This window comes from Enterococcus sp. PLH-Efm8 (assembly GCF_053011625.1).
Map to the genome: position 1 here is coordinate 2,788,348 of NZ_CP172568.1, position 14,153 is coordinate 2,802,500.

Genomic DNA, 14,153 nt, shown 5'->3' on the forward strand with positions numbered 1-14,153 from the left:
GCATCTTATTCCTTTAATTTTACATAAAAAGGAGGCTGTGACGGTTTGTCTCAGCCCCTTTCTATTGAAATCTTGCATTCAAATAACGTTCTTTATCTATTTATTTCTTGCCGTACTGGGAACTTGGTCTACCGTACCACCAATTACCTAGTGTACGTTGTAGCCATGGAATTACCCAGCGATCCAACCCAATCGCACGTCCGGAACCGTTCATCAATGCGAAAGCAACAAAAATGAACCAAATGTTTACCCAGTAAAACATGCCTGATAAGCAGAACGTGATCACCAATACAATCGTTGTCGCACTGCATAGCCATGTGAATAATCCAGCAATCAATGCTAATGCCAAGGCAATTTCAAAGAATACCATGAATTTTTGGAAGAACATTGCTACATCATTGTTTGGCATGATCACTTGCATGATCTTTGTGAACCAGTCTGGTGACTTCTCAATCACAGCCATTGGTTCTTCACCGTATGCATAACTCAAACCAAAATGTGCAGCTTGAGTCGCTGCTTCTCCGGCACTTGCCCCTGCTCCGCTGGCAGCTGTGGTTGCATCACCAGCAGCAGAAGCACCACTGGCAACATCTGTTACATTGTATTCCCATGTCCAAGGGAACACACTGTTTCCAGTGAACCATGATCCTTCACCAAACCAAGTACTTGGTTTGAACACTTCACCATTCCCAATGATTTTTTTGGAAGCTTCAACGAACCAAACTAAACCATAGAAAATACGAAGTGGCACACTCCATAAGACATTGCCGTAACGAGAAGAATGTCCTCGAGTCACGTTGCGATCATCTTTGATATGGAAAAACTCATGCATTAAATATTGGAACATATAATAACCAGAACGAATATCAAAGAAGTATTTCAAATTCACGATATGTTTCATTACGATAGCTAAAAATCCGCTTAAATGGATCTTATCAAATAGGTTAGCTACCCCCCATTTGGCACCAATAGAAACCATAAATCCTTGATAGTTTCCTTTAAATTTATGCTTTTCTCCGCCTTTGATCGAAGCCACGATATTCGCTGCGGCTGTGTGTCCTGTTTGTTCAGCAGCTTGAACGATCTGCGGTGTCGGTGTTCCTGGGAATTCTTCATAAAAGACTAAATCACCAATGATATAGATGTTTTTATCTTCGTAGCCTTTTGCCTGCATATATTCATTGGCGATCAACCGCTGTCCGCGTGCTGATTCTAATCCAAAGTCAGCAGCGTCAGAAGTTCCTTTGACACCAGCTGTCCAAATCAGTGTGTGAGTCGGAATGTTGCGTCCGTCTTTCAATTTGATATGATCAGCAGCCACTTCTACGATTGGTGCATTCAATAATAATTCCACGTTGTGCTTACGCAAATAGCGTTCAGCTTTTGCAGCATCATTTCGATCCAACATATTCAAGATCGTCGGCATTGCCTCTACGACCATCAGTGTGATTTCGTTTGGATCTAATTTATAATCTTTGGCTAGGCGATTTTTCCAGTCGATCAGTTCCCCAATCATTTCAATACCGGTAAATCCAGAACCACAGACAACGAAAGTCAGCATGGCTTTACGCAGTTCATCATCTGGTTCCAATGCAGCTTTTGCTACTGTCTTCTCAATATGTTCCCGAATCCTTACAGAATCTTCAAATGACCAAAGGGTGAATCCGTGTGCTTTGACACCAGGTGTACCAAAGTCATTCGGCTCTCCGCCCATTCCAAGGATCAGCTGATCAAAAGGATAGGAACCTAATTTGGTCTTGACGATTTTTCGTTCTTTATCGATACCGATTACAGTGTCTGTGACAAGTTGTACATTCTTTTGACGAGCAAACAAATGCTGCAGATCGTATTGGATTGCTTCTGGTTCTACACGTCCGCCAGCTACTTCATGCAACTCGGTCATCATAGTATGGTACGAATGACGATCGATCAGAGTAATTGCTACATCTTCTTTTTTCAGTTTCTTTGCCAAGTATTTTGTAGCTGAAACACCGGCATATCCTGCTCCTACAACGACAATATTTTGCTTTGCCATTGATCATCCGCTCCTTATAGACTATCTATATAATGAATATATGATAATTCTTTTAGTTTGATACTTATTACACAATCTCCATATATTATATAGATGTTCTGTTCTTTTGTCTAACTCCTTTTGGATTTTTTTCAAATTTTAAAATAAAGCGTTTTTTCACGAAATTTGCTGAAAGAAAACGTTTGAAATATTACATGGGTTATTTATCAAAAATAGTTGACTTATAGGCTAAAAAGATTAGAATGTATAATGAATCACAAAGAAAAATTGTGGACTAGAAATGGAATGGTGGGGTATTAAAATGAAGAAAAAACGTTTTGTAACTGGATTTGCCGTATTAGCATTTTCAGCTCTAGTGTTAGGCGCTTGCGGCGCAGATGACAACGGAAGCTCAAACTCTTCTTCTGAATCATCTACAGCACAATCTTCGACTGCAAAAAGCACAACAGAATCATCTGCAAAAGTTGTAGCTGGCGGAGATTTGCAAGACGGCACATATAAATTAGAAGAAAAAAATTATTCAAATGGTTACCGTGCAGTCTTTGAAATGGTTGTAAAAGACGGCAAAATCACTGAATCAAAATATGATAACGTCAATGAAAACGGCGAATCAAAAACAAAAGATGCAGAATACAACAAAAACATGGAAGCAAAATCTGGCACAAACCCAGAAAAATACATTCCTGAGTTGAATGACCAATTCTTAAAAGCACAAAGCGCAAGCGGTGTGGAAGTCGTAACTGGAGCTACTCACTCATCTGAAAGCTTCCAAAACTACGCACAACAATTGATCCAAGCTGCTCAAGCTGGTAACACAGATACAATCGAAATCGACAATGGTGCTGATTTGAAAGACGGCACTTACAAGCTTGAAGAAAAGAACTACTCTAACGGCTACCGTGTGCAATTCGAAATGACAGTTGCTGGCGGCAAAGTAACTGAATCAAACTTTGATTATATCGACAAAGACGGTAAATCAAAACAAGATGATACAGAATATAATGAAAATATGAAAGCAAAAAGCGGTACAGAACCAAAAACTTACATCCCTACTCTGAACGACGAATTCGTCAAAGCAATGGGCGAAGAAGATGGCTCACCTGCTAATGTAGAAGTTGTTACAGGTGCTACACACAGCTCACATTCATTCATCATGTACGCACAACAATTAGTGAATGCAGCTGAAAAAGGCGACACTCAAACAATCGAAGTAGATAATATCGTAACAGAAAAATAATCACATAATCATACTAATAAAAGTTGGAGGGTGGGACGATAGCCAGATTAGGCAGTCGTCTCACCTTTCAAAATGAAGAGAGGAAAAAGATGCGGAAAAAACTACTATTTTCCTTAATCACACTGGGCATCTCTTTTATGGTGCTAACTGGCTGCAGCAACTCAGCAAATAAAACAACCACTGAAAGTTCAGCAGCTACCAAGATATTGAAAGATCCATATTCTGATGAACAGTTCTTGTTAGGGACTTACGTTCGTATCCGTGTGTATGATGAAGGCAAAGAATCAGCATTGAAACCTGCCTTCGATCGAGTAAAAGAACTTGGTGATAAAATCACGATCAATCAAAAAGGTTCTGAGATCGATGAAGTGAATGAGCAAGCTGGGATCAAACCAGTAAAAGTTTCTGATGACGTCTACACGTTAGTCAAGCGGGCCTACGAATATAGCCAAGATTCTCAAGGCGGATTCGATATGGCGATTGGTGCAATCACACAATTATGGCGAATCGGTTTTGATGACGCCAGAAAACCTTCCCAAGAAGAAATCGATCAGGCATTGAAATTAGTGGATTATCATAAGATCGAACTAAATGACAAAGAAAAAACTGTTTATCTAAAAGAAAAAGGAATGATCATCGATTTAGGTGCAATCGCCAAAGGTTACATTACGGACGAAGTAGTGAAAGTCTTGAAAAAACAAGGAGTGACCACTGCCATCGTTGACTTGGGCGGTAATGTCTATGTCTTAGGCCACAGCCCAAGAGGCGAAAACCAAGACTGGACAGTCGGCATCCAAGATCCGAACATGGCTCGCGGATCTGTTTTAGGTTCTATTAAAGAACGGAACAAAACATTAGTTACCTCTGGAATTTACGAGCGTTATTTAGAAGTAGATGGCAAAAAATACCATCATTTGTTTGATCCAAAAACGGGTTATCCGTTCGACAATGATATCGCAAGTGTCACGATCATAACAGATAAATCAATTGATGGTGACGGGTTGTCTACAGCAGTCTTTTCAATGGGTGTGAAAAAAGGACTGGAATACGTCGAAAGCGAATTGAATAACGGGACGGAAGCGATCTTCGTGACAAAAGACGATAAAGTATATGTGACCGATCCAATCAAAGACACCTTCAAATTATCGGAGGACTCCCATTACACGATGGGTGACCGTTCTGAACTAAAATAAGGAGTACGAACCATGACACTAAAAATCTTTTTAGAAGTAGTTGAAATACGAACAAAGGTGGCTAGTGTATTTCCTTTTGCGGTAGGGGTATTATTCTCTATCGCTTTTTTTCATGAGATACATTGGCTAAACACTTTTTTATTTTTTATTGGAATGCTAGTTTTTGATTTAGCGACTACCGCTATCAATAATTACATGGATTATGAAAAGGCTCATTCTGAAGTATATAAGTATGAAGAAAATGTCATTGGCCGCAGAAATCTATCTCCTGTATTGATTCGAAACATGATTTTAGCTATGATTGCATTTGTTTTTGTTATCGGCGTTATTCTAACGATCAATACGGGTTGGCTTTTACTTTTGATGGGATTTATCTGTTGTTTTATTGGAGTATTCTATACATTCGGACCGATTCCTTTATCTCGAATGCCTTTAGGGGAAATTTTCAGTGGGGTGACTATGGGCCTTGGAATTTTTGCCATGGTCGTTTATGTCAATACATTCGGTTCAGATGTCTATGATCTGACAGTCAACTTTTCATCTGGACAATTTGCTTTGGTAGGAAATCTTTGGGCTATAGCAGCAATCGTATTAGCTTCCTTACCCTTGGTGTTTACGATTGCCAATATCATGTTGGCTAATAATTTGCGGGATCTTGACCGTGATATTGAAAATCATCGCTATACACTAGTTTTTTATATCGGACGTCCTGCGGGAACAGTCTTATTCCAGCTATTGATGTATGCTTGCTATTTCGTGATTTTAATGGGGTTGTTGAGCGGTATCTATGAATGGCCGATCTTGGTCACCTTCTTGACCTTGCCAATTGTGAAGAAGCATTTGGATCAATTCAAGCAAACGTTACCCCAGCCTATCAGTTTCAGCTATTCCATCAAAAATATGGTCTTATTCAATGCCAGTTATGTATTGGGGCTATTACTAACAATCATTATGCAAGCCATTTAACAGCATGAAGAGGTTGTGAAAAAACTGCCCTGCATCAAGTAATAAGAACAGCCAAATAAAAATAGCTCCTTATATTTTTCGTTTGGTTGGGCTTATTACCGCAGATGCAAGCTTTTGAACACCGTTTATCAGGAGGTTGTGAAAAAGTCGCTTAGTTTCGAGTATTAAGAAAAATTTTGTGAAAATGGCTTTCCACATTTTTGCATAAATTTGGCTTAATACCGAGAAACTGGCTTTTGAACACCGTTTATCAGAGGTTGTGAAAAAGTCGCTTAGTTTCGAGTATTAAGAAAAATTTTGTGAAAATGGCTTTCCACATTTTTGCATAAATTTGGCTTAATACCGAGAAACTGGCTTTTGAACACCGTTTATCAGAGGTTGTAAAATCAGTGTTTTGTCCTGAGTATTAGAGAAACAAATGGAAAAATAGTTCCTCATATTTTGCCGTTTTTTGAGCTAATACCGAAGGACAGCTGATTGAACACTATTTGTTCGGAAAAAGTGACTAACTATGACACAATTTTTTTCACAGTCCCTTTTTTCACTTGATTTGATTCGTACCAGCGAACTTGACGAGAACTTTCTTGGTTTGGTAACTATATGGTATTCTTTTAACATCCTCGTTTGCTTCTTCTAATTTATTTATACAAAGTCACACTTTTTTAAACATCTGTTCTTCGATACATTTCTATTTCTTTTAAACATCGATACCAATATTTTGAACTTAAGAGTGCATACCAAATGGATTCATTTACTCTTCGTCAGTTACGAAGATAATCAAAATCTCCAACTTCCCTACTTATTTCGTTTTGAGAATTATCGAAGCAATCTTACATAAATAACTAAAAAACAAAAAACCAGAAAATCAGTATACTGATTTTCTGGTTTTACATGGTTTGTTCAATAAAAAGCTGTTGGAACTGTTAATATTAAATTATCGCATCGTTACGAATTCTTCCGCTCCTGTTGGATGGATGGCTACTGTATTGTCAAAGTCTTCTTTAGTTGCACCCATCTTGATAGCCACGGCAAAACCTTGCAGCATCTCATCGACACCAACACCAATAGCATGTAAGCCGACGATTCTTTCTTCTTTTCCGACACAGATCAATTTCATTTCGCATTTTTGGCGATAATCATTTAATGCAAAGTACATTGGGGTAAAGCGTGAACGATAAACTTTCAATTCATTTTCGCCATATTTTTCCAATGCTTCTTCTTCTGTCAAACCAATTGTTGCAATTGGTGGATGCGTAAAGACGACTGTCGGAACAAGTTTATAGTCAAGATAAGAATCTTTCTTTCCATTAAATAAACGTTCTGATAAACGTCTACCAGCTGCGATTGCAACAGGAGTCAGATCTAATTTACCGATCACATCACCAACAGCAAAAATATGTTCATCCGTTGTATTTTGGTATTTATCTACTTTGATAAACCCTTTTTTGTCCAATTCCACATTTGTATTTTCCAGACCTAATTTTTCGGTATTCGGTACACGTCCACCGGCAAAAAGTACACAATCACCAGTTAAGGTTTCACCATTTTCAAATAGCACCGTATATTCGTCATTGTTTTTAGTAATTTCTTTAGCAATATGATGTGCGTAAGTTTTTATTCCAGCTTCTTGGTACATTTGGATCAAATTGTCCGAAAGCATTTTATCAAACGTTCTAAGTGGTCGTTCTTTTCGATATGCCCACATGACTTCACTACCTAAACCACAAAATACACCTGAAAGTTCAGCCGCAATGTATCCAGCACCTAAAACGATTGCTCTCTTAGGTAACTCTGTTAATTCAAAAAATCCATTTGAATCAATTGCGTATTCTCCACCAGGAATGGTCATTTTACTTGCACGGCCTCCAGTAGCGATCAAGATTTTAGGAGCACGATAGGTTTCACCGTTTACTTCGATCGTTTGACTATCGATAAAAGTAGCGTAACCTTTTATAGCCTCGACATGATTGCTATCTAATCCTCTTTGATAAGCACCGTGTAGAAAATCAATATATTTTTCTCGTCTTTCTACTAGACCGGCGAAATCAACATTTTTTAAATCTGCTTGGATACCGTAACTTGAGGCATCTCGTTCAATTGTTTCCAAAATCGTACTTGCTTGCCACATAACTTTTTTAGGTACACAACCGACGTTGACACATGTTCCGCCCAATTCATTCGCTTCAATCAGCAAAACTTTTGCGCCATGCATCCCTGCTCTGTTTGCTGAAGCAATACCGCCAGAGCCGCCACCAATTACGATGTAATCATATATTTGCATTTTGTTCCTCCTTATTGAAGAGATCAATCAAAACCTTTATTTAACGATCCTTTTTCTACAGAAAACAAGTGTAACACTTTTCTTGAATTTTGTATGCGAAGATGCTTAAAACAGGGATATATCAGCTTTTTCCTTATTTACGTTTTCGGATCATATCTCCAGGTTTCACCGGCTGTGCGACTGGCATAGTTAAAATCATCATTGGATTTGGTGCTCGGTCAATGGATTCGCCTTCTTCATTATGCATAACTTCAACGGTTTGACTGAAATGACTGAATCCTGGACCATAAAATTCGATTTCATCTCCTACAGAAAACAAGTTTCTCTGACGTATCGTAGCAATCTGTGTTGCCTCATCATAAGATAATACTTCACCGACAAATTTATATACTGGGATTTTACGACGTTCACCGAATAATTGTTCGTTTTCAGTTGGTGTATTGTAGTAAAAACCTGTAGCTAATTCTCGTTGTGCTACTTTCCATAACTCGTCGATCCATTCTTGCTTGCAGACATAGTTTTCAGGATCTTCCATATAACTGTCTACAGCCGCTTTATAGACATTTGACACCGTAGATACATAATGGATCGATTTCATTCTTCCTTCGATCTTGAAGCTGTCTACGCCGTTTTCAATCAATTCTGGAATATGTTCGATCATTGACATATCCACTGCACTCATCGAGAATTCTTCTTCCACTTCGCCTGTATCAGTTAAACTGTTTCGTTCTTGACCAAAAGGCATATCGAACAATCCATACTTCCAGCGACAAGATTGAGAACATCCGCCACGGTTTGCATCCCGCATCGACATATGGTTGGACAATGTGCATCGACCAGAATAAGAGATACACATGGCACCATGGATAAATGCTTCGATTTCGGTATCCGTATTTTTACGAATCTCTGCCACTTCCTCCATTGAAACTTCACGAGCTAAAACGACACGTTCCAACCCTTCTTCTTTCCAGAATTCCAATGTCTCAAAATTAGTTGCTGAAGCTTGAGTGGATAAATGGATCGGCAGACCTGGGGCTTCTGTCGCACAAATTTCGATCAAAGCTGGATCAGAAACAATCACTGCAGAAATACCGACATCACGCAAACTGCGGAAAAATTCCCCTGCTCCATCTTCATTTCCTTCATGGGTGACCATATTAGCAGCAACGTATACCTTCGCATCATGTTCTTTTGCAAAAGCAACTCCTTCAGCCATTTCTTCATAAGTAAAATTACCTGCACGGCTTCTTAAACCATATGCATTCCCGCCAATATATACTGCATCTGCTCCATAATGGATCGCGGTTTTTAACTTTTCCAGTGTTCCTGCTGGCGCTAGGATTTCTGGTCGTTTCAATTTTCTTTTTACTGTCATTTCTTTCATCATACTCCTTATTTGATAGCAGAAGGATCAATATAAAAGAATCCTGTATCTAATTCACGGTTTTCAGGATGCAATTTACTGATTTCGCTAGTCATTTTTTCCGCTTTTTCTTGATCCCAGCTACCTTCTAAAATTTGTTTTTTTGCTTCGGCGAATAGTCGAGTGATGTTTACGAATTTTTCGCCTGGAGTAAATAATCCGTCCAATTTCCATGTACAGTAATGATGCTGATAAAGTTCATTCAATTCATTCGAGAGATTCAGATCATTGCTGGCAAAAATATGTGTGCCATGACTATCTTCATAAATAGAATAATGTGTCTCTTCTTTTTTAGGTTCCGAGATAAAAAGACCTCTTTCACGATCTTTTTGTTCGTCTTGTTTCGTATAGTTATAGTAATTCTGTAGCAGTGGACGTTTGGATTGATGGATGCATGTAGCACCATACACAAGGGTTTCTACAGGAATATCGAGTTTTTCTTCCATCGCCTTCATCTCTTCAAAAGGAACTTCACGAGCAAGTACTGCTCCAACTGCGCCTTTTTTCGCCCAGAAATTGATTTGACGTGCGCTCGTTACTAATGTTTCAGCATCATAAATATACGGTATACGCAATTCAGGATTTTTTTTCATCGTATAAATAATACCTGTATCACCAACTGTGATCACATCTACGTTTATTTCTTTTAAAAAAGCCAAATATTCAGGTACATTTTTCATTTTTTCAGGATGAATGATCCCATTTACAGCAATATTCGCTTTTTTACCATACTTGTGTGCTAATTCTACCAATTGTCGCTGTTCTTCTCGTGTAAATGAAGCAGGCAGACGCAATCCAAATTGCTCTTCACCGAAATATAGTGTATCTGCACCTGCAGCAAGCAACTGTTCTGCTTGTTCAATAGTTTCTACTGTGGTTATGAGTTCGATCATAATTTTCTCCTCCTACAACTTCATAATAGTAGCATAGCTCTAAAAACTTTCCAATACTTCTTCTATTTAAAGTCGGATTTTTGAAAATTATTTCACAAAAAATCAAAATAAAGTTCGATATATTCTGTCCAAATATAAAAAGAGATTGTGACAAAAATCTTGTCACAACCTCTTAATCAAGTCTTACTATTATAAAAATTCAGCTACACAGGCCAAGTAACTATAGGGAACCTACTGTTTCCTTTTTAGGTCCGCGAACATTCAATGTGATCTTACCTTTTGAAGCACCTACTGTTACGTGGTCACCTAAACGAATTTCTCCGCCAAGCAAAGCCTCGCTCAATCGATCTTCAATTTCTTTTTGAAGTGCGCGACGGATTGGACGTGCACCATATTCAGGATCAAATCCAGCTTTCCCGATCACATCGATTGCAGATGGTGTGATTTTCACTTGAATATCTTGTTCTTTCAATCGTTTGATAATCGCTTTGCTCATGATTTGGACGATTGTATGGATTTCATCTTTACTCAATGAATGGAAGACGACAGTCTCATCGATTCGATTCAAGAATTCAGGTCGGAAAGCTTTCTTTAACTCTTCTAAGATACGTTTTTGCATGGCTTTGTGATCTTTAGTAACATCTTGGACATTGAATCCGACATTTTTTTCTTCTCGAATTTGTGTCGCTCCGATATTTGAAGTCATAATCATGATTGTATTTCTAAAGTCCACTTTTCTACCTTTAGAATCTGTTAAATGACCATCATCCAATACTTGCAGAAGTAAATTGAAAACGTCTGGATGTGCTTTCTCCACTTCATCTAAGAGAATCACTGAATATGGTTTTTGACGAATTTTTTCTGTCAACTGTCCACCTTCATCATACCCTACGTATCCTGGAGGAGACCCGATTAATCGGCTTGTACTGTATTTTTCCATAAATTCTGACATATCAACACGGATCAGGGCATCTTCACTTCCAAACATGACTTCTGAAAGTGCTTTGGCCAATTCTGTTTTTCCGACACCAGTTGGTCCAAGGAACATGAATGAACCAATTGGACGATCAGGATCTTTCAATCCGCTTCGTGCACGGCGGATCGCACGTGAAACTGCTTTGACAGCCTCATCTTGACCAACGACACGTTCATGCAGAAGTCCTTCCAGTTCTAACAAGCGTTCGCTTTCTTTTTTCTCCAACTGCTGTAGAGGGACACCAGTCCACTCCGATACAACTGTAGCAACATCTTCTTCTGTTACACGATCAGAATAACCTTGCTCCTGTTTTGCTTCAATTGCAGAAACTTTTTGCAGCTTTTTACGTAGTGCTTTTTCTTGTCTGCGTAATTGAGCAGCATTTTCAAAGTCTTGTTTTTGGATCGCTGCTTCCTTTTCTTGTACTAGTTCATCGATTTCTAGTTTGATCACAGTTGATTTTGTTAAGTGATCGGTTTGATCCAAACGGACTTTCGCTGCTGATTCATCGATCAAATCAATTGCTTTATCGGGTAGTTGACGAGAAGTGATATAACGAACAGAAAGATTGACTGCTGCTCGTACAGCTTCATCTGTGATCTCCACTCCATGGTGCTCTTCATATCTTGTACGTAATCCTTGAAGAATCACTTCTGCTTCTTCAGGAGTTGGCTCATCTACTTGAATGCGAGCAAAACGTCGCTCTAATGCAGAATCTTTTTCGATATATTTTTGATATTCATCTAGGGTCGTTGCTCCGATCGTTTGTAATTCTCCTCGAGCTAACGCCGGTTTCAAGATATTCGAAGCATCAATTGCTCCTTCTGCTCCACCTGCACCAATTAAGGTATGCAATTCATCAATGAATAAGATTACTTGACCATCATTATAGATTTCGTCGATGACCTTTTTCATTCGATCTTCAAATTCACCGCGATATTTCGTACCAGCAACCAAAGATCCCATATCAAGCATCATCAGGCGCTTTTCTTGCATGTCTTCTGGCACTTCACCTAAAATGATTTTTTGAGCTAACCCTTCAGCAATGGCTGTTTTGCCTACACCAGGTTCACCCACCAGTACAGGGTTATTCTTTGTCCGTCGGCTAAGAATCTGGATAAGCCGTTTCACTTCTCTCGAACGACCAACAACTGGGTCCAGCTTGTTTTCTTTTGCTAATTTCGTCAAATCACGTGCTAATGAATCTAGCGTAGGTGTTCCTTGCGGTGTTTGCCGTTTATCTTGTACATTTACATTTCTACGACGATTCATTCCTTTTCCAGCAGAATCACCAGCTAGCCCCATTTTTTGTTTCAGAACTTGACGGGCTTTTGAAAGGCTGATACCTAAGTTGATCATGATTCGAGTAGCCATGATACTTTCATCTTTTAATAAGCTCATCAAAATATGTTCTGTTCCAACTTTTTGAGAACCAGTTTTCTTCACTTCGCTGCTAGCTAAAGCAAAAACTTGTTTCATTCTTGGTGAATATGGAAGAAAGACTCCTTTAGGGTAAGAACGGATACCACCATAACCAATCAGATGTTCAATTTCTTCATAAATTTCCGTTTCATTCAAATCCATTTCACGTAATACTTTTCCAGCAATTCCATTTTGCTCGACCACTAAGGCTAGTAAAACATGTTCTGAACTAACTGATTGATGTTTCAACCGTTTTGCTTCTTCTTGTGCAATTTCTAATACTGCTTGGGCTCTTTCAGTAAAAAGTTCTTCCATCTAATCTCACTTCCCATCTTCATAACTTAAACGTTCCAGAAATGCTCGGAGAATCCGAGCACGTGTATGATCTTCATATTCATTGAAATTCAATGTGTTTTTTGCAATTGCACTCAACATCAAGTTTCCTTCTTTTTTTGTAATTATTTGGTCTTCATAAAGTTTTTGAATAATAGCAAAAGCATTTTTCTCACTGATTGTATCATCAAATAACTGATTTATCTGCTCAAGTAATTGTTTTTTATCTGAAATCCTTACTTTTGCAATTCGTATATAACCACCACCACCACGTTTGCTTTCTACTAGATAACCACGTTGGATGGTAAAACGGGTATTAATCACATAGTTGATTTGTGAAGGAACACAGTTAAAGAGGTCTGCCATTTCAATCCTTCGAATCTCGATCATTTCACTATTTTCCAGAATTTTCTTTATATATGATTCAATTAAATCCGAGGTATTCTGATGTGCCATCTTATTCATTCCCTTTGACTAATATTGACCTTAATTATAACGAATTTGATAATAGAAAGAAAGAAGAACGCTTTTTGTTAAATAAATCCTTTAGAATCAACAAAAAAAAATACGGAATATACTATTCCGTATCGACGCGCCCAAGAGGAGTCGAACCCCTAACCTTTTGATCCGTAGTCAAACACTCTATCCAGTTGAGCTATGGGCGCATATTCAATTTAAAAAAATTATAAATCATTTGAAAACAAAAAGCAAGATAAAAAAAATCGGGAAGACAGGATTCGAACCTGCGACCCCTTGGTCCCAAACCAAGTGCTCTACCAAGCTGAGCTACTTCCCGTTTAAAAAATAAAAAAGACTACGCGCCCAAGAGGAGTCGAACCCCTAACCTTTTGATCCGTAGTCAAACACTCTATCCAGTTGAGCTATGGGCGCATATTTGAAATGCCGAGGACCGGAATCGAACCGGTACGGTGATCACTCACCGCAGGATTTTAAGTCCTGTGCGTCTGCCAGTTCCGCCACCCCGGCGCGATTGCTTTGGCAAAGCGGAAAACGGGGTTCGAACCCGCGACCCCCACCTTGGCAAGGTGGTGCTCTACCACTGAGCTATTTCCGCGTGTTTAAAGATGCCGGCTAAAGGACTTGAACCCTCGACCCTCTGATTACAAATCAGATGCTCTACCAACTGAGCTAAGCCGGCATGTAAAACTTAAATTATGCGGGTGAAGGGACTTGAACCCCCACGCCGTAAGGCGCTAGATCCTAAATCTAGTGCGTCTGCCAATTCCGCCACACCCGCAAAAATATGAGCCGTACAGGGCTCGAACCTGTGACCCTCTGATTAAAAGTCAGATGCTCTACCAACTGAGCTAACGGCTCATATGGAGGTTAACGGGATCGAACCGCTGACCCTCTGCTTGTAAGGCAGATGCTCT

The 14,153-nt window shown here is 39.0% G+C and carries 9 protein-coding genes and 9 tRNA genes (1 of these 18 running past the window's edge); 3 read left to right on the forward strand and 15 right to left on the reverse strand.

The window, feature by feature from the left end:
- Positions 1–100: 100 nt before the first annotated feature.
- Complete coding sequence (locus ACIFUW_RS13645) at positions 101–2,035, reverse strand: NAD(P)/FAD-dependent oxidoreductase (protein ID WP_002289023.1); 1,935 nt, start codon at positions 2,033–2,035, stop codon at positions 101–103.
- Between the two features lie 301 nt (positions 2,036–2,336).
- Here ACIFUW_RS13645 and pplA point away from each other — a divergent pair, with 301 nt between their 5' ends.
- The 3 genes from pplA (at position 2,337) to menA (ending at position 5,431) form a co-directional block, all read left to right on the forward strand.
- Positions 2,337–3,272: an extracellular electron transfer flavoprotein PplA gene (gene pplA, locus ACIFUW_RS13650; RefSeq protein WP_002289025.1), complete on the forward strand. Its 936-nt coding sequence runs from the start codon at positions 2,337–2,339 to the stop codon at positions 3,270–3,272.
- An 89-nt stretch (positions 3,273–3,361) separates the two neighbouring features.
- On the forward strand, positions 3,362–4,465 hold the full coding sequence (locus ACIFUW_RS13655) for an FAD:protein FMN transferase (protein ID WP_002294811.1): 1,104 nt from the start codon (positions 3,362–3,364) through the stop codon (positions 4,463–4,465).
- Between the two features lie 12 nt (positions 4,466–4,477).
- Complete coding sequence (menA, locus tag ACIFUW_RS13660; RefSeq protein WP_002289029.1) at positions 4,478–5,431, forward strand: 1,4-dihydroxy-2-naphthoate polyprenyltransferase; 954 nt, start codon at positions 4,478–4,480, stop codon at positions 5,429–5,431.
- A 934-nt stretch (positions 5,432–6,365) separates the two neighbouring features.
- Here menA and gor read toward each other — a convergent pair.
- The 14 genes from gor to ACIFUW_RS13730 all read right to left on the reverse strand — a co-directional run.
- Positions 6,366–7,712, reverse strand: coding sequence for a glutathione-disulfide reductase (gor, locus tag ACIFUW_RS13665; protein ID WP_010729809.1), 1,347 nt, complete (start codon positions 7,710–7,712; stop codon positions 6,366–6,368).
- Between the two features lie 133 nt (positions 7,713–7,845).
- Positions 7,846–9,099 carry a peptidase U32 family protein gene (locus tag ACIFUW_RS13670; RefSeq protein WP_002304804.1) on the reverse strand — a complete coding sequence of 418 codons (1,254 nt, stop codon included), beginning with the start codon at positions 9,097–9,099 and terminating at the stop codon, positions 7,846–7,848.
- Between the two features lie 5 nt (positions 9,100–9,104).
- Positions 9,105–10,028, reverse strand: a complete 924-nt coding sequence (locus tag ACIFUW_RS13675; RefSeq protein WP_002289033.1) for a peptidase U32 family protein — start codon at positions 10,026–10,028, stop codon at positions 9,105–9,107.
- Positions 10,029–10,248: 220 nt separating this feature from the next.
- Complete coding sequence (locus ACIFUW_RS13680; RefSeq protein WP_002289035.1) at positions 10,249–12,741, reverse strand: ATP-dependent Clp protease ATP-binding subunit; 2,493 nt, start codon at positions 12,739–12,741, stop codon at positions 10,249–10,251.
- Between the two features lie 6 nt (positions 12,742–12,747).
- Complete coding sequence (locus ACIFUW_RS13685) at positions 12,748–13,215, reverse strand: CtsR family transcriptional regulator (protein WP_002289036.1); 468 nt, start codon at positions 13,213–13,215, stop codon at positions 12,748–12,750.
- A 135-nt stretch (positions 13,216–13,350) separates the two neighbouring features.
- Positions 13,351–13,424: transfer RNA gene (locus ACIFUW_RS13690), tRNA-Arg, on the reverse strand.
- A gap of 57 nt (positions 13,425–13,481) precedes the next feature.
- Positions 13,482–13,555 (reverse strand) — tRNA-Pro (locus ACIFUW_RS13695).
- Positions 13,556–13,576: 21 nt separating this feature from the next.
- Positions 13,577–13,650: transfer RNA gene (locus tag ACIFUW_RS13700), tRNA-Arg, on the reverse strand.
- Positions 13,651–13,660: 10 nt separating this feature from the next.
- A tRNA-Leu gene (locus ACIFUW_RS13705) sits at positions 13,661–13,746 on the reverse strand.
- 16 nt (positions 13,747–13,762) lie between these two features.
- Positions 13,763–13,834, reverse strand: a tRNA-Gly gene (locus ACIFUW_RS13710).
- Positions 13,835–13,845: 11 nt separating this feature from the next.
- Positions 13,846–13,918 (reverse strand) — tRNA-Thr (locus tag ACIFUW_RS13715).
- A gap of 17 nt (positions 13,919–13,935) precedes the next feature.
- Positions 13,936–14,017, reverse strand: a tRNA-Leu gene (locus ACIFUW_RS13720).
- Between the two features lie 7 nt (positions 14,018–14,024).
- A tRNA-Lys gene (locus ACIFUW_RS13725) sits at positions 14,025–14,097 on the reverse strand.
- Positions 14,098–14,100: 3 nt separating this feature from the next.
- Positions 14,101–14,153: transfer RNA gene (locus ACIFUW_RS13730), tRNA-Val, on the reverse strand; it runs 20 nt beyond the window's last position.